General features: G+C 61.5%; 28 protein-coding genes, 1 other RNA gene and 1 riboswitch. Of the genes, 9 read left to right on the top strand and 20 right to left on the bottom strand.

All coding sequences use genetic code 11. The features are described from left to right. From ACXAF3_RS01590 to ubiE, 5 genes are all read right to left on the bottom strand, one after another. Window positions 1-333 carry a phosphoribosyl-ATP diphosphatase gene (locus tag ACXAF3_RS01590; RefSeq protein ID WP_475110546.1) on the bottom strand — a complete coding sequence of 111 codons (333 nt, stop codon included), beginning with the start codon at window positions 331-333 and terminating at the stop codon, window positions 1-3. Beyond that, window positions 326-715, bottom strand: coding sequence for a phosphoribosyl-AMP cyclohydrolase (gene hisI, locus ACXAF3_RS01585; protein ID WP_475110545.1), 390 nt, complete (start codon window positions 713-715; stop codon window positions 326-328). Before hisI ends, ACXAF3_RS01590 begins: the two co-directional genes overlap by 8 nt. 153 nt (window positions 716-868) lie before the next feature. Next, a complete protein-coding gene (gene ubiB, locus ACXAF3_RS01580) occupies window positions 869-2,473 on the bottom strand; it encodes a ubiquinone biosynthesis regulatory protein kinase UbiB (RefSeq protein ID WP_475110544.1) in 1,605 nt (534 codons plus the stop codon). Window positions 2,474-2,475: 2 nt separating this feature from the next. Then, complete coding sequence (locus ACXAF3_RS01575; RefSeq protein WP_475110543.1) at window positions 2,476-3,126, bottom strand: ubiquinone biosynthesis accessory factor UbiJ; 651 nt, start codon at window positions 3,124-3,126, stop codon at window positions 2,476-2,478. Window positions 3,127-3,329: 203 nt separating this feature from the next. Continuing rightward, the gene (gene ubiE / locus ACXAF3_RS01570) at window positions 3,330-4,079 is read right to left on the bottom strand and encodes a bifunctional demethylmenaquinone methyltransferase/2-methoxy-6-polyprenyl-1,4-benzoquinol methylase UbiE (protein ID WP_475110542.1); all 750 of its coding nucleotides are present in this window, start codon (window positions 4,077-4,079) and stop codon (window positions 3,330-3,332) included. A gap of 124 nt (window positions 4,080-4,203) precedes the next feature. Here ubiE and ACXAF3_RS01565 point away from each other — a divergent pair, with 124 nt between their 5' ends. The 5 genes from ACXAF3_RS01565 to ACXAF3_RS01545 all read left to right on the top strand — a co-directional run bounded on the left by ACXAF3_RS01565 (window position 4,204) and on the right by ACXAF3_RS01545 (window position 9,084). After that, window positions 4,204-5,022 (top strand): CHAD domain-containing protein, encoded by an 819-nt coding sequence (locus ACXAF3_RS01565; protein WP_475110541.1) that lies wholly within the window; start codon window positions 4,204-4,206, stop codon window positions 5,020-5,022. Between the two features lie 13 nt (window positions 5,023-5,035). Next, window positions 5,036-5,650 carry an SGNH/GDSL hydrolase family protein gene (locus tag ACXAF3_RS01560; RefSeq protein WP_475110540.1) on the top strand — a complete coding sequence of 205 codons (615 nt, stop codon included), beginning with the start codon at window positions 5,036-5,038 and terminating at the stop codon, window positions 5,648-5,650. A 241-nt stretch (window positions 5,651-5,891) separates the two neighbouring features. Continuing rightward, window positions 5,892-6,353 (top strand): NfeD family protein, encoded by a 462-nt coding sequence (locus tag ACXAF3_RS01555; RefSeq protein ID WP_475110539.1) that lies wholly within the window; start codon window positions 5,892-5,894, stop codon window positions 6,351-6,353. 118 nt (window positions 6,354-6,471) lie between these two features. After that, window positions 6,472-7,317, top strand: a complete 846-nt coding sequence (locus ACXAF3_RS01550) for an SPFH domain-containing protein (protein ID WP_475110538.1) — start codon at window positions 6,472-6,474, stop codon at window positions 7,315-7,317. A gap of 195 nt (window positions 7,318-7,512) precedes the next feature. Beyond that, window positions 7,513-9,084, top strand: a complete 1,572-nt coding sequence (locus ACXAF3_RS01545) for a GmrSD restriction endonuclease domain-containing protein (protein ID WP_475110537.1) — start codon at window positions 7,513-7,515, stop codon at window positions 9,082-9,084. 145 nt (window positions 9,085-9,229) lie between these two features. Here the strand turns inward: ACXAF3_RS01545 and ACXAF3_RS01540 are convergent, their stop codons facing one another. The 4 genes from ACXAF3_RS01540 to ACXAF3_RS01525 all read right to left on the bottom strand — a co-directional run bounded on the left by ACXAF3_RS01540 (window position 9,230) and on the right by ACXAF3_RS01525 (window position 10,791). Further along, window positions 9,230-9,703 (bottom strand): macro domain-containing protein, encoded by a 474-nt coding sequence (locus tag ACXAF3_RS01540; RefSeq protein ID WP_475110536.1) that lies wholly within the window; start codon window positions 9,701-9,703, stop codon window positions 9,230-9,232. After that, on the bottom strand, window positions 9,700-9,981 hold the full coding sequence (locus tag ACXAF3_RS01535; protein ID WP_475110535.1) for a DUF6881 domain-containing protein: 282 nt from the start codon (window positions 9,979-9,981) through the stop codon (window positions 9,700-9,702). Before ACXAF3_RS01535 ends, ACXAF3_RS01540 begins: the two co-directional genes overlap by 4 nt. Window positions 9,982-9,994: 13 nt before the next feature. Further along, a complete protein-coding gene (locus ACXAF3_RS01530; RefSeq protein WP_475110534.1) occupies window positions 9,995-10,330 on the bottom strand; it encodes an HYD1 signature containing ADP-ribosyltransferase family protein in 336 nt (111 codons plus the stop codon). Window positions 10,331-10,497: 167 nt separating this feature from the next. Beyond that, window positions 10,498-10,791 carry a hypothetical protein gene (locus ACXAF3_RS01525; protein ID WP_475110533.1) on the bottom strand — a complete coding sequence of 98 codons (294 nt, stop codon included), beginning with the start codon at window positions 10,789-10,791 and terminating at the stop codon, window positions 10,498-10,500. A 64-nt stretch (window positions 10,792-10,855) separates the two neighbouring features. On the opposite strand from ACXAF3_RS01525, the gene ACXAF3_RS01520 reads away from it, so the two are divergent. Continuing rightward, entirely contained in the window at window positions 10,856-11,053 is a 198-nt protein-coding gene (locus tag ACXAF3_RS01520; protein WP_475110532.1) for a helix-turn-helix transcriptional regulator, read from the top strand. A gap of 8 nt (window positions 11,054-11,061) precedes the next feature. After that, window positions 11,062-11,568: a hypothetical protein gene (locus tag ACXAF3_RS01515; RefSeq protein WP_475110531.1), complete on the top strand. Its 507-nt coding sequence runs from the start codon at window positions 11,062-11,064 to the stop codon at window positions 11,566-11,568. A 113-nt stretch (window positions 11,569-11,681) separates the two neighbouring features. Here ACXAF3_RS01515 and ACXAF3_RS01510 read toward each other — a convergent pair whose 3' ends face one another. The 7 genes from ACXAF3_RS01510 to ACXAF3_RS01480 all read right to left on the bottom strand — a co-directional run bounded on the left by ACXAF3_RS01510 (window position 11,682) and on the right by ACXAF3_RS01480 (window position 19,699). Next, window positions 11,682-12,557: a phosphotransferase gene (locus tag ACXAF3_RS01510; protein WP_475110530.1), complete on the bottom strand. Its 876-nt coding sequence runs from the start codon at window positions 12,555-12,557 to the stop codon at window positions 11,682-11,684. Beyond that, a complete protein-coding gene (gene pnuC, locus ACXAF3_RS01505) occupies window positions 12,554-13,195 on the bottom strand; it encodes a nicotinamide riboside transporter PnuC (protein WP_475110529.1) in 642 nt (213 codons plus the stop codon). The genes ACXAF3_RS01510 and pnuC overlap by 4 nt, the downstream gene beginning before the upstream one ends. Beyond that, window positions 13,188-13,451 (bottom strand): hypothetical protein, encoded by a 264-nt coding sequence (locus ACXAF3_RS01500; protein ID WP_475110528.1) that lies wholly within the window; start codon window positions 13,449-13,451, stop codon window positions 13,188-13,190. Before ACXAF3_RS01500 ends, pnuC begins: the two co-directional genes overlap by 8 nt. Before the next feature lie 152 nt (window positions 13,452-13,603). Further along, the gene (locus tag ACXAF3_RS01495) at window positions 13,604-15,733 is read right to left on the bottom strand and encodes a TonB-dependent receptor (protein WP_475110527.1); all 2,130 of its coding nucleotides are present in this window, start codon (window positions 15,731-15,733) and stop codon (window positions 13,604-13,606) included. A gap of 56 nt (window positions 15,734-15,789) precedes the next feature. Further along, window positions 15,790-15,888, bottom strand: a riboswitch (TPP riboswitch). Window positions 15,889-16,045: 157 nt separating this feature from the next. Next, window positions 16,046-17,650 carry an alkaline phosphatase gene (locus ACXAF3_RS01490; protein ID WP_475110526.1) on the bottom strand — a complete coding sequence of 535 codons (1,605 nt, stop codon included), beginning with the start codon at window positions 17,648-17,650 and terminating at the stop codon, window positions 16,046-16,048. Window positions 17,651-17,667: 17 nt separating this feature from the next. Then, window positions 17,668-19,203, bottom strand: coding sequence for an alkaline phosphatase (locus ACXAF3_RS01485; RefSeq protein WP_475110525.1), 1,536 nt, complete (start codon window positions 19,201-19,203; stop codon window positions 17,668-17,670). A gap of 121 nt (window positions 19,204-19,324) precedes the next feature. Then, a complete protein-coding gene (locus ACXAF3_RS01480) occupies window positions 19,325-19,699 on the bottom strand; it encodes a gamma-butyrobetaine hydroxylase family protein (protein ID WP_475110524.1) in 375 nt (124 codons plus the stop codon). A gap of 149 nt (window positions 19,700-19,848) precedes the next feature. On the opposite strand from ACXAF3_RS01480, the gene ACXAF3_RS01475 reads away from it, so the two are divergent. Then, a non-coding RNA gene (locus tag ACXAF3_RS01475) (sX9 sRNA) lies at window positions 19,849-19,926 on the top strand. Between the two features lie 158 nt (window positions 19,927-20,084). On the opposite strand, the gene hslU is transcribed toward ACXAF3_RS01475, so the two are convergent. Continuing rightward, window positions 20,085-21,404, bottom strand: a complete 1,320-nt coding sequence (hslU, locus tag ACXAF3_RS01470; protein ID WP_475110523.1) for an ATP-dependent protease ATPase subunit HslU — start codon at window positions 21,402-21,404, stop codon at window positions 20,085-20,087. A gap of 133 nt (window positions 21,405-21,537) precedes the next feature. Then, window positions 21,538-22,077, bottom strand: a complete 540-nt coding sequence (gene hslV, locus ACXAF3_RS01465) for an ATP-dependent protease subunit HslV (protein WP_475110579.1) — start codon at window positions 22,075-22,077, stop codon at window positions 21,538-21,540. A gap of 209 nt (window positions 22,078-22,286) precedes the next feature. On the opposite strand from hslV, the gene ACXAF3_RS01460 reads away from it, so the two are divergent. Continuing rightward, window positions 22,287-22,523 (top strand): DUF2798 domain-containing protein, encoded by a 237-nt coding sequence (locus ACXAF3_RS01460; RefSeq protein WP_475110522.1) that lies wholly within the window; start codon window positions 22,287-22,289, stop codon window positions 22,521-22,523. On the opposite strand, the gene ACXAF3_RS01455 is transcribed toward ACXAF3_RS01460, so the two are convergent. Beyond that, window positions 22,520-23,074: an SPOR domain-containing protein gene (locus tag ACXAF3_RS01455; RefSeq protein WP_475110521.1), complete on the bottom strand. Its 555-nt coding sequence runs from the start codon at window positions 23,072-23,074 to the stop codon at window positions 22,520-22,522. The genes ACXAF3_RS01460 and ACXAF3_RS01455 overlap by 4 nt on opposite strands. Window positions 23,075-23,308: 234 nt before the next feature. Next, window positions 23,309-25,522 carry a primosomal protein N' gene (locus ACXAF3_RS01450; RefSeq protein WP_475110520.1) on the bottom strand — a complete coding sequence of 738 codons (2,214 nt, stop codon included), beginning with the start codon at window positions 25,520-25,522 and terminating at the stop codon, window positions 23,309-23,311. Between the last annotated feature and the right edge of the window lie 57 nt (window positions 25,523-25,579).

Below are 25,579 nucleotides of genomic sequence, written 5' to 3'. Positions count from 1 at the left end.
TTATTCCGTGCGGCTGGCCTTTTCCTCCAGCCCGGAGAGGCCGAAGCGGCGCGCGAGTTCGTTCAGCACGTCCTGTGAGTCCGCGCCCAGGTGCGAGAGCATCACCAGGGAGTGGAACCAGAGGTCGGCGGTTTCGCCGATCAGCGCCTGCCGCTCGCCGCCGCGCTCCACATCCTTGGCGGCGAGGATCACCTCGGTGGCCTCCTCGCCGACCTTTTCCAGAATCTTGTTCAGGCCCTTCGCGTGCAGACTGGCCACATAGGAGCTGCCGGCGTCGCCCTCGCGCCTGCGGCTTTCCAGCACCGCGTCCAGTTGCTTCAGCAGGTCACTCATAAATCTTACCCGGATCCTTGATCACCGGCTGCGTCACCCGCCACTCGCCGTCCTGCAACAGGCGGTAGAAGCAGCTGCTGCGTCCGGTGTGACAGGCGATACCGCCCTGCTGCTCCACCAGCAGCAGCACTGTGTCGCCGTCGCAGTCGAGGCGTATCTCGCGCACCTGCTGCAGGTGCCCGGAGGACTCGCCCTTGCGCCACAGTTTGTTGCGCGAGCGGGACCAGTAGACCGCGTAGCCCTCGCTGGCGGTGATCGCCAGTGACTCGCGGTTCATCCACGCCATCATCAGTATGCGCCCGGTCTTGAAATCCTGCGCTATGGCCGGCACCAGACCGTCGCCGTTCCAACTGACCTGGTCGATAAAGTCTGCGTCACTCAAACCGTTGTTTCGCCTTTTCAGTCTGTCACATTGTAGGGCCGCGGGCGCCGCGAAAACATGCAGCGGCCGGGCTCGCAGCGTGTCCACCATGTCGCAGTGGATGGGCGCGTCGCTACGCGCTTTTGCCGAGCCTACAAAACTTCGTTGCCCGGTTTACGGCCAGAGCAGCAGCGCCAGCGCGGCCGTGCCCAGGATCCAGGCCGCCGGCGGCAGCTGGGCCAGTGTGCCGGACGCGGCCACGGCGCCGACGGCCAGTGCCACACCGGCGATCCGGCGCAGGTACTGGCGGCGGCCGCGGCGGTGGCTCTGGGCCAGCTTGTCGCCGATTTTGTCCAGCTGCGGCGCCAGCTCGCGCGCCTGTTCCAGCGACGAGAAGACCAGCTGCGGCAGCTGTGGGAACTTCTCCAGCCACTCGGGGCCGTAGCGCCTGATCTCGCCGACGATGGTCTTCGGGTGGATGCGCTCGCGCATCCAGCGCTCCAGAAATGGATGGGCAGTCTTCCACAGATCCAGCTGGGGATAAAGCTGCCGCCCGAGGCCCTCGATATTGAGCAGCGTCTTCTGCAGCAGCACCAGCTGCGGCTGTACCGCCATATCGAACCTTCTGGCCGTCTGGAACAGGCTGATCAGCACCCGCGCGAAGGAGATCTCACCGAGGGGCTTCTCGAAGATAGGCTCGCACACGGCGCGGATGGCCGCCTCGAAGCTGCTCACCGGCGTATCGCGCCGCACCCAGCCGCTCTGCACATGCAGCTCGGCGACCATGCGGTAGTCGCGGCGGAACATGGCCAGCAGGTTGCGCGCCAGGTAGTACTGATCCTCCCGCGACAGGCTGCCGACGATGGCGGTGTCTATCGCGATGTACTGGGGCCGCTCGGGATGCTTGCGCGACACGAAGATATTGCCGGGGTGCATGTCGGCGTGGAAGAAATTGTGCTCGAACACCTGCTTGAAGAAGATCTCCACGCCGCGCTCGGCCAGCAGCTTCATGTCGGTGCCCTGGGCCCGCAGCTGGCGCACGTCGGTGACCGGAATGCCGTCGATGCGCTCCAGCACCAGCACATTCGCGCGCGTGTAGTCCCAGTAGACCTCGGGCACATACAGCAGCGGCGAGCCGGCGAAATTGCGCTTCAGCTGGGTGCCGTTGGCGGCCTCGCGCACCAGGTCCAGTTCCCCCTCGATGGTGTGGCGGTAGTCCTCCACCACCTCCACCGGGCGCAGGCGGCGGCCGTCCGGTACCCAGCGCTCCACCCAGCGCGCGAGCATATTCAGCAGGCGCAGATCCTGCGCGATCACCCGGTCGATCCCCGGGCGCAGCACCTTGACCACCACCGACTCGCCGGAGTGCAGCCTGGCGCCGTGCACCTGGGCCACGGACGCGGACGCCAGTGGCGCCTTTTCGAATTCGGCGAACAGCGCCTCGACACTGTCCCCCAGCGCCTCTTCGATCAGCGCGATACAGTGTTCACTGGGGAAGGGCGGCACCCGGTCCTGCAGCCGGTCCAGCTCCTCGACGATATCCGGCGGCAGCAGGTCCGGGCGTGTGGACAGCAGCTGGCCGAACTTGACGAAAATCGGCCCCAGTTCCTCGAGCGCGCGGCGCAGCCGCTCGCCGCGGGCCAGTTTCGACTTCGGCAGCAGCTTCAGCGGGCTCATCAGGCCGCGCAGCCACAGGGGCCGGCGCGACAGCGGCAGCAGCTGGTCCAGGCGGTAGCGCAGTACGACCCGCGCTATGGTGAAGCTTCGCGAGATCGGCAAGGTTACTGCGCCTCCCGCCGGGAGAAACCGTTTCCGGATGGGCGCAGCCGCTCTTTCAACAGATTGATCCGCGCCTCCAGGCGCTCGGTGGCCAGTGACAGATCCTGCAGATCCTCGACGAAGGCCTCGAACTGCGCCTGCGGCGGCGTCAGGCGCCACTCCTCACTGACCGCCTCGGCGGCCGCAACCGGCGCGCGGCTCAAATTGTCGCGCAGCCAGCGGCTCGCGGAGCGCAGCGTCTCGCCGACCGCATGCGCCGGCACATCGCCGACCAGCTTCGCCAGCGGCGCCTCCCAGTCGATATCCAGGTCGCGCAGTATCGACTGCAGCTCCGCCAACAGCGCGCTGGAGCCGCCGACGCTGACGCCCACACCGGCCGGCGTCGCGGCCGGATCGCGCAGCAGGCGCAGGAAGGCGATGGCGGAACCGGACAGGCGCGTCGCGATCTCGCCCTCCCAGTGCTGGCGCACGCGCACCTGCTCGCCCTCGATACACAACAGCAGGTGCATGCGCGGCGCGGTCAGGTCCAGTTCCAGCACGCTGCCGTCGAGTTTTTCGAGGCGCGCGCGGGTACCCGGGTCGTATTTCAACGCGGTGTTGATCGCGGTTTCCAGGGCGGCGTCGAAGCCGATGCGAAATGTCGGGTCGGTCATCTATTTGTTCTGGCTCTTCCGAAACGCCGGTGCGAAGGCGTCGATGCCGGTAGCTGTGCGCGAGACTGTCGACGGAGGGGCCGAAGGCGCCGCGAAAACATGCAGCGGCTGGACCCCGGCCGACAAGCCTCCAGGGATGGATTCACGGCGTGTCTCGCGCACAGCTACCGGTAGCGGCGCCGCCACGAAACTCCGCCCCACTATTAAGGCTTGATGCCCTTGTGCAGTGCCACTATGCCGCCGGTCATATTGTGGTACTCGCAGTCCACAAAGCCGGCGTCGCCCATCATCTGCTTCAGGGTCTCCTGGTCCGGGTGCATACGGATGCTCTCCGCCAGATAGCGGTAGCTGTCGGCGTCGTTGGCCACCAGCTTGCCCATAAACGGCAGCAGGCGGAAGGAGTACTGATCGTAAACCTTCTCCAGCAGCTTCGACTGCGGCTTGGAGAACTCCAGCACCAGCAGGCGGCCGCCGGGCTTCAGCACCCGCAGCATCGAGCGCAGCGCCAGGTCCTTGTCGGTGACATTGCGCAGGCCGAAGGCGATGGTGATGCAGTCGAAGGTATCGTCGGGGAAGGGCAGGTACTGGGCGTCCGCCTGCACCGGCACCACATTGCCGGCAATGCCGCGGTCCAGCAGCCGGTCGCGCCCCACCTTCAGCATAGACTCGTTGATATCCGCCAGCACCACGGTGCCCCGGCTGCCGACGATGCGCGAGAAGCGCGCGGTCAGGTCGCCGGTGCCGCCGGCGATATCCAGGATCGTCTGCCCCGGGCGCGCTCCGGACAGCTCTATCGTGAAGCGCTTCCACAGGCGGTGAATGCCCCCGGACATCAGGTCGTTCATCACGTCGTAGCGCGCCGCGACCGAGTGGAAAACCTCCGCCACGCGCCCCGCCTTCTCTTCCACCGGTACCTCTTGGTAACCGAAGTGGGTGGTCTTGCGTTCCTTCATGCTGTGCCCGCCGGGCCCCTGTGCGGCCCCGTTTAGTCAAATTTGAGGGCCGGTATTGTACATCGACCCGCCCCCGCCGGCACCGCCGCTCACTAAAATTGGCAGGAAGAACCGAGGAGTGGCCATGGCCTACCGGCTGAGCGACAAGAAACCCCTGGCGGAAACCCTGCGCGACACAGCGCGCGGGGAAGTCGCCGCCGCGCTGGCGGAGCTGGAGCAGTTGCCCGAAGAGGAGGCGGTGCACCAGCTGCGCAAGCACTGCAAGAAACAGCGCGCGCTGCTGCGCCTGGTGCGCACCGAGATCGGCGACCTCTACCGCTACGAGAACGCCCACTACCGCACCCTGGCCAACAGCCTCGCCGGCAGCCGCGACGCCGTGTCGATGCGCGATGCACTGCTGGCACTGGCGCCCGCCGGCGGCTATCCACAGGTGCAACAATTCCTCGAGGCGCGCGCCCACGGCCACCGGGCTCCGGGCGCACTGCAGGATACCCGGGCGCTGCTGATACAGGGCGGCGAGCGCATCGACGACTGGCCGCTGGCGCAGCTGAAATGGAAGCAGGCGCGCAAGGGCTACAAAAGCTACTACCGGCGGGCCTTCAGGGCGATGAACGAGGCCCTCGCCGGTGACGATCCGGCCAGCTTTCACGAATTCCGCAAACGGGTGAAGGACCACTGGTACCACAGCCGCCTGCTGGCGAAAAAACACCCGGAGACCGCCAAACCCCGCTGCAGGCCGCTGAAGGAGCTCGCACAGGCCCTCGGCGACTGGCGCGACCTGCGCCTGCTGTGCCGCCTGCTCGGCCAGTACAGCGAGGCGTTTTCCGGTGAACTGATTCCGCTGCTGGACGACGCCGGGCGGCGTCTGCAGGAACTGCATCGGGATATCGAGAAACTGGGCGGCAGGCTCTTCCCGGGCAAAAAGTTTGAAGTCCCCGACTGATCAAAGGTGAAACATGATTCCACGGAGAATGGTATTTGCCGGCTCCAGCTCGGTGCACGGGCGCGGAGACAGCGAGCTCGGCGGGTTTGTGCATCGGTTTCGGCTTTGGCATGAATCCTGTGGCCCCAAGAATTTTGTCTATGAGCTCGGTGTGTTTGGCGAGTCCACAGAGTCCCTGATCGCCAGGTTGGCTGCCGAGGCATCCGTTCGCAGGCCGCACCTGATCGCGCTGTATCCCGGGTTCAACGACATCCGCCGAGACGGCGGCGTGAATTCTGAGAGGATAACGTCGCCGGACAGGTTCAGGTCGTCCATGGCATCACTGATTTCCGAAGCGGAATCCGTCGCCCCGGTAATGATGATGACAGGCTTTCCGTTTGACGAGACGCGGACAACGCCTTACCCGGGGTCCGATGCGTTCTACCTGAAAGAGGATGCCGAGCAATTCACCCAAATAGTGCGCGCGGTGTGCAGCGACAACAGCGTGCCGCTGCTCGACTATTTCTCCCTGTGGTCCGCCATGGATTGGCAGGACCTGCTGGCCGAAGATGGGCTACACGCGAATCCCGCCGGGCACCAGCTGTTATTCGAACAGCTACGCGACTTCATTGTCAGCCACTACAGTTGAGTGGCTGATGTGAAATACCGACAGGCGCACGGTGTGCGGATGCATCGCGATACATAGGAGAGAGCAGCCAGTGCCCCACCTGTTGGCCGGGGAATTGCGGTCAAGCCGTCGGCGAGCGGGATAGCCGTAGGCGGATGGCCTCCACGCGAACCATCCCGCCTCCCCGGCTAAAGTGCCACATGCGCCGCCCAATCTTTGGCATAATCGTCCTCCCGATACAAAACGACAGGGAGTTGCGCCGATGCTGGAATGGCTGAACGCACATATCGCCTATTGGCACTGGCTGGTACTCGGCCTGCTGCTGGTCACCGCAGAAATCTTCGTTTCCGGCTTCGTCCTCTTCTGGTTCGGCCTCGCCGCGCTGCTGATGGGTGTGCTGACCCTGGCGGTGGACATACCCTTCACGCTGCAACTGATCCTGTGGGCCGCCGCTTCAGTCGCGTTCGTCGTGATCTGGGTCAAGAGCATCAAACCCCGCTGGAAAGACCGCAGCCTATCCGGCATGGGGGCCGAGGCGCTGAAAGGACAGGTGGGGCTGGTGCTCGAATCCAACGCCGGCCGCAGCCGCGGCAGACTCAAGTTCCCGGCGCCGATTCTCGGCGAGGAGGAGTGGCTGTTTATCTGCACCGAGGAAGTGGCCATCGGCGACCGGGTCAAGGTGACGGATATCTCCGGCAACTCGCTGATCGTCACCCGCATCTGAGAGAGCCAACAGATCGCCATTCCGGCATGCGCCGGAGTGGCGGGCCCGCGCAATTCAAGATTCTCAAATTTTAATTTCAATCCAGCTCTAGCGAGCTTTTATCCGAGAGGGAACAGTAGTGGAAGGTTTATATGTAGTTCTGGCACTGGTCGCGCTAGTGGTTATCACCATCGCCAAGGGTGTGCGCATAGTGCCGCAGGGTTCCAAGCATATAGTGCAGCGCCTGGGCAAATACCACAAAACTCTGTCGCCGGGCATGAATGTGGTCATCCCCTATATCGACCAGATCCCGTACAAAGTTACCACCAAGGACATAGTGCTGGATATTCCCTCCCAGGAAGTCATCACCCAGGACAACGCCACCATCATTGCCAATGCCGTGGCCTATATCAATATCGTCTCGCCGGAAAAGGCCGTCTACGGTGTCGAGGACTACCAAATCGCGATCCAGAACCTGGTGCAGACGGCGCTGCGCTCCATCGTCGGCGAGATGTCGCTCGACTCGGCGCTGTCCTCCCGCGAACTGATCAAGGCCAAACTGAAGGAGGGTATCTCCGACGATATCGCCGACTGGGGTATCAACCTGAAGACCGTCGAGATCCAGGATATCAACCCGTCCCCGACCATGCAGAAGGCGATGGAAGAACAGGCCGCCGCCGAACGCCAGCGCCGCGCCACAGTGACCCGCGCCGAGGGCGAGAAGCAGGCCGCGATCCTCGAAGCCGACGGCCGCCTGGAGGCCTCCAAGCGCGACGCCAAGGCCCAGGTAGTACTGGCCGACGCCAGCCGCGAGGCCATCGAGCGCGTCTCCTCCGCGATCGGCGACAAGGAAATGCCGGTCATGTACCTGCTGGGCGAGCGTTATATCGGCGCGCTGTCGGAACTGTCCCAATCCGATAATGCCAAGAATGTGATTTTGCCGGCGGATTTGCCGCAGGCGGTGAAGGGGCTACTGAATCGGTAGGCCGTATAACAAAGCCCAAGGGCTGACACGGTATGACTCGGCCTGCAAGAGATCGTTATGAAGCAACTTGGTGAGCGTCGACACCAATACTAAACATAGATCCACAATTACACCATATGATGGGTGCTCCATTTCTTTGGACACCCATCCCAAATAGGAAACAGCCACTTCAGGAATCGAAAAAAGGAATTAAAGATGGGTGCATCGAACAAGATTACGCCTTCTAGTCCTAGGCTAGCATCACTATTGTCAGATGTTGACCGTGGCAATATAAAAATACCAGTATTCCAACGGCAATATATATGGAGCGACGAGCAGATAATTAGCTTGCTGGACTCAATATATCGCGGATACCCCGTAGGGTCACTCTTGATGTGGTCAACTAAAGAAGAGCTAAAACATGAACGTAATGTTGGAGGATTCAAATTACCAGAAACTCCGGAGGACTATCCCGTTAACTATATTCTTGATGGCCAGCAACGACTTACGACTCTTTATGGCGTTTTTCATTCTGACAAGAATACATCAGATGCCGCTTTAGCAGATCGCTTCAATATTTGCTACATACCTGATGACGATGTCTTCGTCCATCACTCTGCTGCTGGCGGAAAAAATAAAATACACTTGAACACAATTCTTGACACAACAAAACTCCTAGTAGAACTGCCAAAATTCAACGATGAACAAAAACAGAAAATTGCTAAAGTAACCGAATCATTTAAGGACTATGAATTTCCTGTGGTTACAATCAGAGAAAGAAGCAACAAGGAAGTGTGCAGCATTTTCCAGAGAATTAATTCATCTGGAACGCCATTGAGTAATATTGAGCTGTTGACAGCATGGACTTGGTCAGATCAATTTGATCTTCGCCGAGAAATAGACGAACTATTAGATACCTTGTCTGATAAAGGGTATGAACAAATAGATCAGACACTTTTAATGAGGATGCTAGCTTCCCTAACCTGCGACTCAATAGATTCTGATGATCTTGTTGACGTAGATCCAGATGTCTTAGTTGAGGGCATGGGGTCGCTAAAAAAAGCTATTATGTCTGCAGTAGACTTCCTTGAAGGGCAGCTCAAGATAAAGAATGTTATTTTTCTACCCTTTCCGATCATGCTTATACCGATTGTAAAGTTCTACTCAATCATATCTCACCCCAATGCGGGACAGCTTACACAACTTAGAAAATGGTTTTGGCAGTGTGCGTTTACTCTCAGATATAAAGCAGGCACTAATCGCTTAGTATTAGAAGACCTAGATAGAGTAAAAAAAATAGCCGATGGTGAAAAACCATTCGACGCGAACGTAGTGACGGTTAAGAATGACTTATTTAATGGTACATGGAGAATAAATTCAACTGCCGCAAAAGCAGCCTTATGTCTAATGGCTCAGCTACGCCCACGCTCTTTCTTAACAGGTTCAGAAGTAGATTTAGGAACTGTTCTATCTGCCTATAATGCCAGACAGTTTCATCATATATATCCGAAAGCATTTCTGGCATCCAAAGGCGTTTCATTTCACGAAGCCAATGTAATATCTAACATATGTTTTCTAGCAGCCTCTGAAAACAAAAAAATAAGCGACAAAGACCCAGCCGACTATTTCAAAGAGATTCCATATGACCATAAATCTGCAATTTTTGACGCGGCCCTCATACCTGACGAGGCACGTGATGGAAACTTAGAATTCGATGACTTTATTCGCTTGAGAACCGAAGCTCTAAAAGAAAAAGCGAACAGATTAATAGCAACTGGATACCTGTAAGGGTAAAGTCTGGGAAACCCAGGCGTCAGAGCAACATATTGGTGTCCACCCCCAATGACCAGCACGACAATATGTTACTCTGGCCCCACTTATTCCAACTGCAGCCTGGAAGATTACCGCCGATCCAGTTTGTTCGGGCTTGAGATTAAAAATCGTAGACGAACACTTCGATCCCTTTGGAAACTAGGCACTCCTTGATGATGGGCTCTATTTCCTCCCATGTACCGCCCGCAAGCCCGCAGCCGATTCTCGGCATATGAACAGAAGCCATTTTCGACAGCGCAAAATCGGCAACTTTAGCGAGTCCGTCGCGAACGGCGCCATAACGGATGGGCGCTGGAGCAGTTTTATTTTTCGGCGAGCGAATTCCATGCTGACCGATGATATTCGCTACTGTAATCGTCTTACTGACTTCAACGAACTGGACTTCTCCAAGGCCCGGCTTCGTTTGCCTATCAAACCAGGCTTTATACTGCCGTTCTGGCTCTTTCCATTTCTTACTGATAGCAAGAACAAAACCACGCCCCCATTTTCCAATGTCATTACACACATGGGCAATTACTGCATTACCATCAGTCTGAGGGGCGGTTGCATCACCTTTAACGTAATGTATGCTCACTTAGCAGTGGCTTCCTTCCATTTTTCTTCAAACTGTTGCTGCGTGATAGTTCGTATATCGAATTCAGGCTGTTTTGCTATTTCCGCTACTGATGGAACAGCTGCAATTCCAAGCTTGGTGGTTTTAGACGACGATTTTTCAGAAGCAAACCCCAATGACCCATCTTTAAAAACCTCTACCTTACGAGTTTCGAAACGGTCATTGTTGAGCTCGCTGTAAAACTCAACGGGACTGTCTGCTGGGCTGTTGTGCCACTTCGAGTAAATGTAGGAAGGCATGGCGTGACCTCTCTTAATTCCTGCCGTGACCTGTAAGTCTCTCAGTTATGTCCAAGGGTTTTGAATTGGGGACAAGATGAACGTGTTTCCTACCACATATCACACTCAATCCCTTGACGTTTATATTTATGTGGTGAGTAAAGCGATGCCCTGCCCAAGGGATATTAAAGAATATCATTGACAACTGACCCGGGCGTTTAGATCCGGGAACAATATCGCTCAAATACTGACCGTCGCCAAAGCGGGCGTCTTTGGGGTTGTTCGCCTTCAACGACGGGCGGATAGACATGCTTTCCAGAATACCTGTGTATCCGGCCTCATTAGTGTAATGGTACAGAATCCGATCCACTTGAAACTCCTTTTATCTATGTAGCCGTCCAAATGGGATACCTACGGCACCGGAAGAGATTGTGCCAGCTTAATTCAGTAGTTCACAAGAACCAATGTGGCGTGAAAGTCCACAAGACATTGGGCATGGAGCCGGTCATGGGATCACACCCAAAAGTCGGCGGCTTCTCATGTCGATTCGGCATGGCTCTTCTCCCATGCGGAATAGAACAATTCCTTTAGCTCGTCGACCATTTCACTCATAGCCCAACCGTAGCGTTGAAGCTGCCACACATCGGCGGATGTAAACTCTACCCTGGACATTATCTGTACCACACCGGACAGCATCTCCAGCCGGTGACAGATGGCTTCTTGCAATACATCAACAGGTAACCCTGGTCGAAGCTGGAATATGGGTCGGCCTTTATCTGCCCGCTCACCTAACATCCTCGAATCGATGGCTGCCCCATTATACTTATCCATAACCCAAATCTCCTTGATGAGCCCCGTTCACATGTGAACATGCAGGCGTGTTCACATGTGAACTATGAATTTATCAGAAAAATTGGCCAGAAACCTGAGAGCCCGTCGAGGCCAGCAAACGCAGGATGCATTCGCCCGCAAACTAGGTATTAGCAGGGCCACTCTGACGCGCCTGGAAAGCGCCTCCCAAAATACCACCCTCAAGACGTTGGATCAGATCACGAAAAGTCTACGCTGCGACGTGGGCGACTTGTTCAAATAAGCAGAACGATGAATGCCTACAAATTGGAATTTGACGCTAACCGGTTCCGAGGAATTGGGCCATTAAATCCCTCCGATCTGGATTCGGATTTACTTTGGTTGAATCGTGAGAGCAAGGCTAAATCCTGGTATCCGCCTGAACTGGCTTACTCAATACCGGAAAGCTCTAAGGACTCTATTGCCGATGTCAGCTGGTTAGGGCCGGGTTTTTTCACATTTAGTCAGAGGGCCATTGAAGCTCTGGGCGGATTGCTGGAGGCTGCGGGGGAGCTTCTGCCTATTGAGGTGGAAGGGGATAAATTAATGGCTTTTAATCCCCTTAGTGTCCAGGACTGCCTGGATGTGTCGACTTCTCAATACAACATCCGTCGCAATGGCAATATAGGTCGCCTGCTTAAGCCGTCGATAGATCTTTCCAGGATTGGCGAAAAAGTCTGTTCCAAACACCTGAAACCCAACGAAACATGCTGTTTTCAACCAATGAGTTTAAACAGGCGTACGAGGGAGCTGGATTGACAGGTCTAATTTTTATCGAATGTACCAAGCCGGACTAGTGGCAGCCTGCTGCCGCACCTTCGTCCTCGGTTTAAACGACTCCCGGGAAGACAATAACAGTCACACCACCCAGACTATCCGATTGTGCAGCTCAGCACAGATAAGGCGAGGATTCTGTTGCGAATTTCATCGTTGATACAGGGGCCGGTCATGGCCCCGCTGCACGACTGCACCGCATACCACAGCACGCATAAATACCCGTAGATCACCCGCCAGCGATCGAGCCGCTGCCAGTCGATCTGTACCGTCGGGCGTTGCAGATACTCCGCGAGTAACAACTGCTTTTGCCGCTTTTCCAACCCGAACTCTTCGACAATCACCGCCAGTTCATAGAAGGGATCGCCCATGGCGGCGTACTCCCAGTCTATCGTGTACAGCTTGCCGTCTTTCGCGGTGATCAAATTCGTCGCCAGCAAGTCGTTGTGACAGAGACAGACACCGCTGTTCAGCGATTTGGCGGCGGCGATATGCCGCCGGACTTTCTGCTCGAGTGCGCACAAGGGAGAATAGAAATCCGCGCGCTCGTCGATCGAGCGCCAGTAACTGGCGGCCTTGGCTTCAATTTCCAGCTGGGCATCGATGGCCGGCAGCGCGTGAATACGCCGGACCAATCGGGCGAGTTGCCGCAATTTATCAGCGCCGGTCGCCCGCCAGGGCTCGCCGTCGATATAGCGGGTGACCAGATATCGGTGCTTCGGATCGCAGTGGATCAGCGGCGCACAGAGGCCGGCGCGATCTGCGTGGAGGAGCGCCTGGTGTTCGGCGGTGCGGTCTAGATCCAGCGCAGCGCTGATCGCGGAGTTCTTGCGCAGTACCAGCAGGTCTTTGCCGGCGGCAATCAGAAAACTCCGGTTGGTCAGTCCGCCGCTCAGTGACCCGATCACCGAGGGCTCGGTGGCGCTCCAGCGCTGCCAGTCGGGCGGGATAATGTCGGCAGCGGTGGCGCTCATGCGGGTACCGCTGCGCCTTCACCGGTTGCCGCCTCGCTTTTGTAGATGGCCAACCATTGGAAGAAACCCACAATCACGATAATCACATAGAGCACAAACAGCAGCGCGGTCAGGTAGAGCTCGCGGTCGAGATACAGATAGATGGAGACACCGTCCACCACTATCCAGTAGAGCCAGTTCTCCAGCACCTTGCGCGTGACCATATAGGTGGTGATCACGGCGCCCCAGGTGGTAAAGGAATCCAAATAGGGCAGGGCGGCGTCGGTATTGGTATCCAGCAGATAGCCGAAGACCAGTGTCAGTGCGCCGACGCCCGCAAAAACCATCAGGTGCGTGCGCAGCGGCCAGCGGTGGATTTTCAGGTCCCGCTGTCTGTCGCGGTGGTGCCGCCACTGCCACCAGCCGTAGACGGCCATAGCCAGGTAGAACAGCTGCAGCGCGGACTCCATCAGCAGGCTGACATCCCAGAACAGGAACAGGTAAATCGCGGTGCTGGCGAAGGCGGCATACCAGCAGAGAATATTTTCCCGCATGGCCAGCAGCAGGTAGGCCAGGGCGAGGATGACCGCGATAATTTCCCAGCCCGACATGGCGGCGAGAGACGCAATTACGGCGCCGGCGATATCCTGATTAAACATCGCCTGCTTCCGGGGCCAGGTCGCCGTCGATAAATTTGCACACGAAGATGGCGCGGCCGTGTTTTTCGTAGGATGTACGCATTTCCTGCTTCAGCAGGTCCATCAGCAGGTCGTAGTCGCCAAACACCTGGGTGCTCATCGTATTGGTGATTACGCGCAGATCCGGGTGGCGGTTCAGGCGCTCGATAAAGTCCTGGATGCTGGGGATGTACTCGTCTTTTAGCGGGTACATGCTGATTTCTACCGAGAGTTGCATGGGTGTTGTTCCTCAGAATTCACTGCTCTTCCGATTAAACCGGTGTTTCTCTGTAGGAGCGGCCCATGGCCGCGATCTGGCTTGCGCGTTTGGCCGGATATCGATCGCGGCCATGGGCCGCTCCTACAGGGACTGGTAGCCGCGCAGAGATTCTAGAAGGTGTAGCTGCCGCTGATACCCGCCACGCGCGGCTCGCCGAACTGGTAGTAGGCTTCCGGCGCATAGAAATTTTCCGGGTTGTTGCCGAACTGGTTGCTGAAGTAGAAACCCCGCGTGTAGTAGTCCTCGTCGGTCAGGTTTCTGCCCCAGAGTGCAACCTCCCAGTTTTCACCCAGGTAGGTCAGGCGGGCGTTCAGCAGTTCGTAGGCCTGTGACTTCTCGTCGTGGCTGTTGGAGAAATAGAAGTCGTCCTTGCCCTCCACTTCCAGGCGCAGAATCAGTTCCGGCAGCAGTGAAATTTCCGCGCCGGTGAAGAACTGGTAGTTGGGCGCGTGGGCCAGGTCGCGGCCGTCGAAGTCCACCGGCGCCAGGGCGATACCGTTGTAGTCGTCGCGGGCGTCGACGTGGGCGCTGCTTACGAAATCCTCGAACTCCGCATTCAGCCAGCCGGCGGCGGCGAAGAAGCGCAGGGAGTCGCTGGCGAGGTAATTCAGTTCGACTTCGATGCCCGTCGTCTCGCCGCCGGCGGCGTTGGTCAGGAAGTCGTCGAAGGAGAAATCGTTCGGATCGAACACCGACTGCTTGGCCTGCACATCGCTGCGGTCCTGGTAGAAGGCCGCCAGCTGCGCCTGCAAACGGTTATCGAGCCAGGCGCCCTTGAGGCCCAGTTCGTAGTTGAGCAGCTGCTCTGTGTCGAATTCGAACTGGTCGCTGCCGATATTCGGGTTTGTCGCCGAGGCCGCGATAATACTGCCGTTGACGCCGCCGGCCTTGTAGCCGCGGGAGACGCTGGCGTAGATCAGGGTGTTGTCGCCGGGCCTGTATTCCAGCGAGACGTTGCCGCCCCAGAGGTCTTCTTTTTTGCTGGAATCCACCGCGAGGGAGTCGGCGTAGTCGGCATCGCGCTGCTCAAACCTGAGGCCGGTAACCAGGGCGAAACGCTCGCCCAGTTGCGTGCGCAGCTGGCCGTAGACGGCGGCATTCTGCGTATCGAACTCGCTGGTAAAGCTCCGGTTGCGCTCGAGGCGCTCGCTCTCATCGCGGAAGTAGACGCCGGCGACCCAGCTGCCGCGGCCGTTGAACAGGGCGGAGGCGTCGGTCGACAGGATACGCAGGTCGGCACTCAGGTTGTCCCTGTCGCGCAGGTAGTTGTCGGTGGAGCTGTATTCCCACGGGTGGAAGCCGACATAGGTCCAGTCCTCGTCGTAGCCGTACTCGGTATCCGAGCGGGCGGCACTCAGGGTGGCCTCCAGAGTGAACAGCTCGCTGCCGCTCCACTGCCCCTTCACCGAGCCGGCCAGGGTCTCCTGCCGGTCGTGGCCGGGCTGGTCGGACAGTGTCTCGCGGGTATTGTAGAGGGAGAAGGCATCGTAGCCGTTGTCGGCGTCGAGATAGAAGGCGGTGAAGTCCAGCTGCAGGTCTTCGCCGGCGCTGTAGCGCAGCTTGGCCCGTGCGACCGACTCGTCGATATTGTTGGTGTCGCTGCGGTTGAGAAATTGGTTTTCAATAAAGCCGTCGGACTGCTGCTTGCGCGCGGCGAGGCGGTAGCTGAGCTTTTCGGTCAGGGCGCCGCTGCCGACCGCGGACAGGGTGCGGCCATTGTATTGCGCCGCCTCGGCGGACACCCTGGCCATGGGTTCGGCGCTGGGCGCGGCGCTGCTCATGCTGATCAGGCCGGCCAGGGCGTTGGCGCCGTAGAGGGTACCCTGGGGGCCGCGCAGTATTTCCACCTGCTCGATATCCAGGGTGCTGGCGGCCAGGCCCAGGCCGGTGAAGTCGATACCGTCGATCAGCAGGCCCACCGACGGATTGACCGGGTCGATAAACTGGCTGCGCTCGCCGATACCGCGGATCTGCACGAAGCGGCCGCGGGACGCGCCGGCGGCGAAGTTGACGTTGGGAGCCATGCCCAGCAGCTGTTCCAGGTTGCCGGCGCCGCGGGCGCCGATGGCCTCCCGGTCCAGCACGCTGACACTGCCGGGGAGATCGAGCTGCTCTATCGCGCGCAGCTGGCTGGTGACTACGACCTCTTCCAGGCCGGCGTTCTGTTGCGCGGCCGCGGCCGCAGACAGGCAGAGGCCGATTGACCAGGCGATCGGATGTAGTTTCGCTGGATGATTCATGGTTCTCTCTCGCAGGAAATCGAAGTGAAAGAGACCCGGGTGCGACGGAGGAGAGCTGTTTAGGGACTACCTATTCCTACGCCGGTATTAACCGGATCAGGTTCAAGGGTTCGCTCGCGGAGCATCTCAGGCCTGGGCCACCCCTTAGGTTTTGCGGGCGGGATAATAGCAGAAGAGTCGAAGGGCGGGCTATTCGGGGATTTTTTGTAGGAGCGGCCGGTGGCCGCGATCGGACTCCGAACGGACACCGATCGCGGCCATGGGCCGCTCCTACAGGGGGGATACCGGCCAATTCCAGCGGTGGGAAACGGCTCAGTCCAGCAGGCCGCCCGCGCGCGCCATCACGTGGAACAGGTAGCTCTGCTCGTTGGTACCGCTGACCAGATGCGCGCCGGGGCCGCGGGCCCAGACACCCACGTCCTCGCCGGCGTGGGACTCGGACGCCAGCGGCACCAGCGCCTCCTGGTGGTAGCCGGGCGCGGTGGTGTCGACGTGGGTCAGATCCACGCGGCCCGCCTTTATATCGTGCTTGTAGCGCTCGTCCGCGTCCGTCTCGTCAGCGAAGTCCGCATAGCCGAAGCCGTTGCCGTAGGTGATAGTGGTGTAGGGCAGGCCGTCTGCGGCCAGACTCGGGGCCGTCTCCGGCTCGCCGCTGCCGTCGTTGGCCACCACCTTGCCGAGAATCGGGTTGCCGCGGGTCGGGTAGCCGGCGATGGTCATCACGTGGCTGTGGTCGGCGGTGACGATTATCAGCGTGTCCTCGGCGCTGGTGTTGTCCATCGCGACCTGTACCGCCCTGGCGAATTCCACCGCGTCGTTCAGTGCGTTGTAGGCGTTGCCGGCGTGGTGGCCGTGGTCTATGCGGCCGGACTCCACCATCAGGAAGTAGCCCTTGTCGTTCTTCTGCAGCAGCTGCAGACCCTTGGCGGTCATCTCGGACAGCGACGGCTCGCCGGCGACGTCGTTGCCGCGGTCCGCCTCGTAGCGCATATGCGACGCGTTGAACAGGCCGAGCAGCTTGTCGGTGGCGGCAACATCCAGCGCGTCGAAGCCGGACTGGTCCTCGATATAGGCGGCGTTGGTCACGCCGTCGCTATAGCGGCTCCGCCACTCTTCCACCAGGTTGCGACCGTCTTCGCGCTTGCCGTTTTTGCCCTCGAGGTCGGTGACGGTGTTGGGCAGGAAGTTGCGGCGGCCGCCGCCGAGCACCAGGTCCACGCCGTCGCCGGCGGCGAGCGCCACCAGCTGCGCGGCGATATCCACGCAGCCGTCCGGCGCCTTGTACTCCCAGCCGCGCTCCGGCACCTTGGCGTAGGTGGCCGCCGGGGTCGCGTGGGTCACACGCGCGGTGCTGATAATGCCGGTGCTCTTGCCCCTGGCCTCCGCCAGTTCCAGCGCCGTGGTCAGCGGCCGCTCGAGACTGGCCGCGCAGTCGCCGCGGGCGACGGTCTCGTCCACGTTGATCACGCCGGCCTTGGTCTTGACGCCGGCCATCAGCGCGGTGGCGGTGCCGGCGGAATCCGGGGTCTGCTGGTTGGTGTTGTAGGTCTTGACCAGGCCGGCGAAGGGCATCTTCTCGAAGCTGAGCTGGTACTCCTCGCCGTCGAGCCCCTGCTGCTGGCCGGCGAGAATGCGCGCGGCGGTGACCGTGGAGATGCCCATGCCGTCGCCGACAAACAGGATGATATTTTTCGCCGCGCCGGGGGTGTTGTCGATTTTCCGTTCGCGCGCCGCCTCGACGGCCTGCTGGCCGTCTTTGAACCAGCTGCTGTCGCGCTGCGCCTCGGACAGACCCAGTGCTTTCGGCTGCGGTTGCGGCAGCACCGCGACTTCGTCGGAGCCGGAATTGTCGTCGCTGCAGCCGGCGGCCAGCAGGGCGACGGAGAAGGCCAGGGCCAGTTTATTGAATTTGTTCATCGTCAATTACCCCCAAATTATTCCGCGGTCACCGACAGGCCGGTAGCCCCGACCATCAGGTGGAAAACCGCACTCTGTTCCAGCGTGCCCTGCACCAGCTGGCTGCCGGCGCCTGTGGCGTGCAGGCTGATATCCTCACCGGCGTGACTCTCGGAGCCGAGCGGTACCAGTGCCTCCTGGTGAAAGCCCGGCGCCTCGGTGTCCACACCGCTCAGATCCACGCGCCCGCTGTGCGCGGCGAGATCGTAGCGCGCATCCGCGTCCGTCTCGCCGCCCAGGTCGGCAAAACCCAGGCCGTTGGCGTAGGAGAGCGTCGTATAGGGCAGGCCGTCTGCGGCCGCGGCGACCTCCGCCTTGGGCGCGCCGCTGCCGTCGTTGGTGACCATCTTGCCGAGAATCGGGTTGCCGCGGGTCGGATAGCCGGCGATGGTCATCACGTGGCTGTGGTCCGCGGTCACCAGGATCAGGGTCTCGTCCAGATCCACGTTTTGCAGCGCGGTCTCGACCGCGGCGGCGAAGGCGATGGTATCGTGCAGCGCGTTGTAGGCGTTGCCGGCGTGGTGGCCGTGGTCGATGCGGCCGGACTCCACCATCAGGAAATAGCCGTCGTCGTTTTTCTGCAACATCTCGATCGCCGCCGCGGTCATCTCGGCGATGCTCGGCTCGTCGGCGCCCTTGGCGACGCGGTCCGCATCGTAACTCATATGGCTGCTGGTGAAGAGGCCCAGCAGCTTGTCGGTTGCGGAAGTATCCAGCGCGGCCAGCTCAGAGCCGCTCTGCAGATACTGCGCCCGCTGCTCGCCGTCGTAGCGGGCCAGCCACTCGGCGGTCAGGTCGCGGCCGTCGGTGCGCTTGCCGCCGTCATCGGCGGGGATGAAGTTGCGGCGGCCGCCGCCGAGTATCACGTCTATGCCGTCGCCGACTTCCAGTTCCACCAGCTGCGCGGCGATGTCCGCACAATCGCCTTCCGCTTCGTATTCCCAGTTGCGCTCCGGGCTGCGCGCATAGGTGGCCGCCGGAGTCGCGTGGGTGATGCGCGCGGTGGAGACGATACCGGTGGATTTGCCGCGGCTCTCCATCAGCTCGAGGAAGGTGTTCAGTTCCCTGCCCCTGCTGCCGGCGCAGTCGGCGCGCAGCGCGTCGCCGTCGATATTGATCACGCCGGCTCTGGTTTTCACGCCGGTCATCATCGCGGTCATGGTGCCGGCGGAGTCCGGCGTCTGCTGGTTGGTGTTGTAGGTCTTGATCAGGGCACTGTGGGGAAACTCCTCGAACGACAGCGCGTTTTCCTCGCCGCTCTCGCCGCGCAGCTGGCCCTCGAGAATGCGCGCCGCGGTCAGGGTGGAAACCCCCATGCCGTCGCCGACGAACAGGATCACGTTTTTCGCACGCTTCAGTTCCCTCGGCGTTTCCGCTCTGGCTTCGATGCGGGTCTCTCCGTCGGTGAACCAGGGGCTGTTGCGCTGGTAATCCGGCAGCTCGGCAGCCAGCGCTGCGGGCATCAGTGGAATAAAACAGCAGGCGCCGAGCGCGCGGGCAAGTCGTTTTGCCATGGTGGGTCTCCGGTACTCAATTGTCTGGCGCGCATTAGAGTCCGGAAATATGACGGGGGCGTTACGGTGCGATTAATTTATTGGATCGGGTGTGGAGTCTGTTGCGGGGTCGCGGCGCTTTTCAGCCGATAATTTTCACCGCACTCTCGTCCGGGTCGCGTCCCTTGCCCGCGGCCGCGAGGCGCTGCAAATAATTTTCCCAGTTGGCCGCCTGATTCTGCCCCAGTTCGCGCAGGTATTCCCAGGTGTAGATGCCGCTGTCGTGGCCGTCATCGAAATTTATTTTCAGGGCGTAACGGCCAGCGGTTTCGACACTGTCGATGCCGACGTGCAGCTTGCCGCTGACCAGAACCGGCTCGCTCGCGCCGTGGCCGCGCACTTCGGCGCTGGGGGAGAAGACGCGCAGATATTCCGCCGGCAGCGTGTATTCGGCGTCTTCGAACGCTATCTGCAGGGTTTTCTGCGCGCGGTTGAGTCGGATTTTTTTCGGTTTCATTGATACCCCCTCTCCCAACCACCCTCCCGAAAACGGGAGAGTGAAGCTTTAGGGAACCTCTGATTAATTCGCTCCCCGGCTTTGTATAGAAGCTGTTTCATAACTACTGCGCGGGCGCCTAGCGGCGTCCGGCGGTGCTCGGCATCCTCATGTACTACTTGTACACTGCGGTGCCTCCGCTCCGGCGGCCACCACCAGCCACCCGCTCGCCACGTTATGAAACAGCTTTTAGACTCCTCAACCGGATGAAAAGCTCAATTGATGGAACGGACATTTCGAAACCGTCGGATACAGGGACGTACTCGTGCGTTTCCGAAATGTCCGTTCCATTGCTTGAGCGCCCCTGAACCAATTACAGCGCTCATGCGAATTAATCAGAGCTTCCTTAGAGAATAAAACGGGACAGGTCTTCGTTCTGGCTCAACTCGCCCAGGTGGTCGTCCACATAGGCGGCGTCGATGGTGACCGACTTGTTGCGGTCCGCGTCGAAGGAGACCTCCTCCAGCAGCCGTTCGAGCACCGTGTGCAGGCGGCGCGCGCCGATATTTTCGGTGCGTTCGTTCACTTCGTAGGCCACCTCGGCGATGCGGCGGATACCGTCCTCGGTGAATTCCAGCTGCGTGCCCTCGGTGGCCATCAGCGCCTTCTGCTGTTCGGTCAGCGACGCCTTGGGCTCGGTCAGGATGCGCTGGAAGTCCTCGGAGGTCAACGAGCTCAGTTCGACGCGGATCGGCAGGCGGCCCTGCAGTTCCGGAATCAGATCCGACGGCTTGGACAGGTGGAAGGCACCGGAGGCGATAAACAGTATGTGATCGGTCTTGATCATGCCGTACTTGGTGGTGACGGTGCAGCCTTCGATCAGCGGCAGCAGGTCGCGCTGCACGCCCTCGCGGGACACGTCCGCGCCGCCGCTCTCCTGGCGCTTGGCGATCTTGTCGATCTCGTCGAGAAACACTATGCCGTTCTGCTCGGCGGATTGTATCGCGCGCGCCTTGACCTCCTCGTCGTTGACCAGCTTGGCCGCCTCTTCGTCGGCGAGCTGTTTCAACGCCTGCTTGACCGTGAGCTTGCGCTTTTTGGTCTTGCCCTGGGCCATATTGGAGAAGATGCCCTGCAGCTGGCTGGTCATTTCCTCCATGCCGGGGGGCGCCATGATTTCCACCCCCACCGGCGCGGCGGACACTTCGATTTCAATTTCCTTGTCGTCCAGCTGGCCTTCGCGCAGTTTCTTGCGGAACAGCTGGCGGGTACTGGAGTCCCTGTCGCCGGGTTCGGCGGCGCGCGCCGGCGGCAGCAGGGCGTCGAGGATGCGCTCTTCGGCGGCGTCCAGCGCGCGCTGCTGCACGCCGGACTTGGCCTTCTCGCGCTCGAGCTTGACCGCCGTCTCCACCAGGTCGCGCACTATGGATTCGACGTCGCGGCCCACATAGCCCACTTCGGTGAACTTGGTGGCTTCGACCTTGATAAAGGGCGCACCGGCGAGACTGGCGAGACGTCGGGCGATTTCGGTCTTGCCGACGCCGGTGGGGCCGATCATCAGAATGTTTTTCGGGGTGATTTCCGCGCGCAGTTCCTCGCTCACCTGCATGCGCCGCCAGCGGTTGCGCAACGCAATGGCCACGGCGCGCTTGGCGTCGTGCTGGCCGACGATATGGCGGTCGAGTTCGTGGACGATTTCTCGGGGGGTCATTTGCGATTGGGTCATGGAAATTCTCACTACCTAGTGGCACTCGCGGGCCATGGATGGCCTGCGCGCAAATCGCAAGATTTGCGGGAGTCGGGGCGGACATGCGCCGACCCGGCGTTTTCTGTTGAATGCAGGATGCATTCAACAGAACTTAAAAGTTCAGCTCTTCGATGGTGTGATTCTGGTTGGTGTAGACACAGATATCGCCGGCGATCTTCAATCCCTGCTCGACGATGGAGCGCGCGTCCATGTCGGTGTTGTCGAGCAGCGCGCGCGCCGCGGACTGGGCGAAGGGGCCGCCGGAGCCGATCGCGATCAGGTCGTCCTCCGGCTGTATCACGTCGCCGTTACCGGTGATGATCAGGCTGGCGGTGGCGTCGGCCACGGCCAGCAGCGCCTCCAGGCGGCGCAGGGCGCGGTCGGTGCGCCAGTCCTTGGCCAGCTCCACCGCGGCGCGGGTCAGCTGGCCGCCGTGGGCCTCGAGCTTGGCCTCGAAGCGCTCGAACAGGGTGAAGGCGTCGGCGGTGCCGCCGGCGAATCCGGCCAGCACCTTGTCGTTGTGCAAACGGCGCACCTTGCGCGCGTTGCCCTTCATGATGGTGTTGCCCATGGAGACCTGCCCATCGCCGCCGATCACGACTTTGCCGCCCCTGCGGCAGGAGAGAATGGTGGTTCCGCGATATTGTTCCACTGGGGCCCCCTTGGGTTGTCCGGGTCTTCTGTTGTAGGAGCGGCCCATGGCCGCGATCGATGGTGGCTGGAATCCCAGTCCGATCGCGGCCATGGGCCGCTCCTACAGCAAGAGAGATTCTGTTCTGAATTCAGTAAGTGAGGCCAGCGGGGCGGGATTTCAACAGGGGCGGCTATAATGCGCGCTGCTGTAATCTCGCGGAGAATGTTTTGGCCTCTCTGTCCTCGCGCTACTACACCCTGGTATTCGCCCTGATCATGTCCTGCCTGATGTCGCTGCTGATGTCCGGGGTGATTACCTTTATCAATACCGGGCTAGATGCGGGCTTCCCGCTGCGCTGGCTGCGCGCCTTCGCCGTTGCCTGGGTGGTGGCCTTTCCGCTGGTGTCGCTGATAGCGCCGCTGGCGCACCGGCTGACGCGCAGGCTGGTAAAGACGAGGAGCTAACGGGCCGGGCGCTTTAGGACCAGCGGCATCAGCTTGTGGTCGGCCAGCACCTCGCGCGCCTTGGCGACACGGGAGCGGCTGGTGTAGGGGCCGACCAGCACCCGGTGCCAGGTGCCGCGGCTGTCGCTCGCGGTCTCCACCTTGACGTCCAGGTTGGCCAGGGTGAGCTGGGCGCGCAGGCGCTCCGCCTCCGCCGCCTCGCGGAATGAGGCCGCCTGCAGTATGTAGACCAGCTCCGGCTCCTGCGCCGCCGGTTCGGCGCGGTCGCCGCCGCGCCGCGCCGGCCGCGGGACCTTCGGCGGCGGCACCGCCACTTCGTTTTCCTGCAGCAGGGTGTAAAAATCGAAACGCGGCTGCGCGGGCTTGTCCTCGCGCTGCTGGGCCGCGGGCCGGCGCTCGGCGCCGGCGGCGGGCTTGCCATCCTCCTTGAGGCCGTGCAGGAAGATCATAAACACCACGAATCCGCCGACAAAGTTGCCCAGTACAAACCAGACCCAGGCGGGCTTGCCCGCGGAACTGCTGCGGCGGCGGCTGGCGTTGCGACGGCTCATGGAATTCACTTTCCTTCATTCACTGGGCTGGCGGGGGATTGTAACGCTAATCCGGCCGCTGCGGGCACGGCTAGGGAACCTCTGAATAACTCCATGATGCCTCTGGCTTTCAGAGCGGTTCACAATCAAGGCGCGGCTTCGCAGGAATGTCTAGACCTTTCAAGAAGTCGCAACGCAGAGTGTGAATCGCTCTGAAAGCCCCGCAGAGACATTACGGACTTAATCAGAGGTTCCCTAGGACAGCTCCTGCGCGTCCATATCCACCGCCCAGCGCAAACGCCGGTTCCTGTAGCCCTCGGCCCACTGGCACAGGCGCGCCAGCAGCGGCTGCAACTGGCCGCGCCTTTCCGCGGTGACCTGCACATAGAAGCGGAAGCGGCCGGACTTGCGCTCCAGCAGCGCCGGCACCGGGCCCAGGTAGGCGAGTTCCGGCGACGGCGGCGCCAGGGCCTGCATACAGTCGCGCGCGGCCTGCAGGAATTCCTCCGCCCATCTGGGCTCCTCGCACTCGGCGCGCACCAGCGCCATGGCCCGGTGCGGCGGCAGCTGCGCGATGGCGCGCTCGCGCAACAGCTGGCGCGCGAAGGCGCCGTAGCCCTTTTCGAGCAGCAGTTGCAGCAGCGGGTGTTCCGGGTAGCGGCTCTGCACCAGCACGCGCCCGGGCAGATCGCCGCGGCCGGCGCGACCGGCCACCTGTTCCAGCAGCTGGCCGGTGCGCTCCGGGGCGCGGAAGTCGGCGCTGAACAGGCCGCCGTCGGCGTCCTGGATCACCACCAGCGTCACTTTCGGCAGATGGTGGCCCTTGGCCAGCATCTGGGTGCCGAGCAGCAGGCAGGGCGCGCCGTCGCGCGCGGTGGCCAGCAGCCGGTCCAGGGCCTGTTTGCTGGCGGTGGTGTCGCGGTCGACGCGGATCACCGGGTAATCGGCAAAGCGCCTGGCGAGCAGTTCCTCGCTGCGCTCGGTGCCGCCGCCGAGGGCGCTGAGGGAGCGGCTGTGGCACTGCGGGCAGCTGTCCACCAGCGCTCTGCGGTAGTCGCAGTGGTGGCAGCGCAGCTGGCGCTGGCGCCGGTGCATGGTCAGCTTGCTGGAGCAGTGGGGGCAGTCGGCCAGCCAGCCGCAGTCGTCGCAGGTCAGCGCCGGGGCGAAGCCGCGCCGGTTGACGAACACCAGCGCCTGTTCGCCGCGCGCCAATGTGTCGCCGATATGGCGCAGCACCTGCGGCGCGAAGCCCTCCTCCAGCGTCTGGCCGAGGGTCGGGACTATATGGATCTGCGGCGGACGCGCATTGCCGGCGCGGCTGCGCAGGCGCAGGTGCTGGTAGCGGCCCGAGAGCGCGTTGTGCAGACTCTCGAGGGACGGCGTGGCCGAGCCGAGCAACACCGGCACGCCGGCGTTGCGGCCCAGCACCAGCGCCAGGTCGCGGGCGGAATAGCGCACCCCGTCCTGCTGTTTGAAGGAGCCGTCGTGTTCCTCGTCGACGATCACCGCGCCGAGGCGCGGCAGCGGCGTCAGTATCGCCGAGCGGGTGCCGATGACGATATCCGCAGTGCCCGCGGCCGCGGACAGCCAGGCCTGGGCGCGCTCGCCCTCGGCCAGGCCGGAGTGCAGCGCGGCGATACAGTGATCCGGGAAGCGCGCGGCGATGCGGCGCAGTGTCTGAGGGGTCAGGCCGATCTCCGGCACTAACAACAGCGCCTGGCGACCGCGCTCGAGCACTTGGGCCATCAGGCGCAGGTAGACCTCGGTCTTGCCGCTGCCGGTAGTGCCCTCGAGCAGGGATGCGGAAAACCCGTCGGCGGGTATCGCGTCCAGCACCTGCCGCTGCTCTTCGTTCAGTTCCGGCGGCGCCGCCGCCTCGGCGGCGGGGATCGGGGGCGGGACCGTCGGGCCGGCGCTCCACGCCACCAGGCCGCGCTCGGCCAGCGCACGCGCGGTGGTCGTCGAGTGCCCCTGCGCCTTCAACTGGGTGCGGCTCTGGCGCCCGCGCGCGAGCAGCAGCTGCAGCAGCGCCTGCTGTTTCGGCGCCCTCGCCAGCGCGGACTGCGGCAGCCCCTTGCCCTCGGTGGTCAGCTGCAGCCACTGCTCGGCCCAGTGATCCGCCGGCTTGCCCTTGCGCAGCGCGGCGGGCAGGGCGGCGGCGTAGAGTTCGCCCACCGGCGCCTGATAGTAGTCGGCGGCCCAGTGCAGGAATTCGCGGCTGCGGGCGTCGAACAGCGGCGTGCGATCGATCAGCTCCAGCGCCGGTTTCAGCTGCGCCAGCGGGGACTCGCTGACGATATCCACCAGCACCGCCACCAGCTTGCGCCCGCCGAAGGGCACCCACAGGCGCTGACCCGGCGCCAGCGTGGCCGGATCCACACCCTCCGGGGGCAGGTAGTCGAACAGGCGCCGCAGCGGTACCGGAACCGCCAGCCGCAGTATTGCGCCGTGTGTCTGCGCCTGTTGCACCGCACCTCCGTCTGCATTCGCCAAATCGCGCTAGTGTACTGGCTGGCGCCGCAAGGT

It is taken from the genome of Microbulbifer sp. ABF4_143, assembly GCF_056160225.1.
Note: the sequence above shows the minus strand (reverse complement) of the source record. Positions and strands in the feature narration are given on the sequence as shown.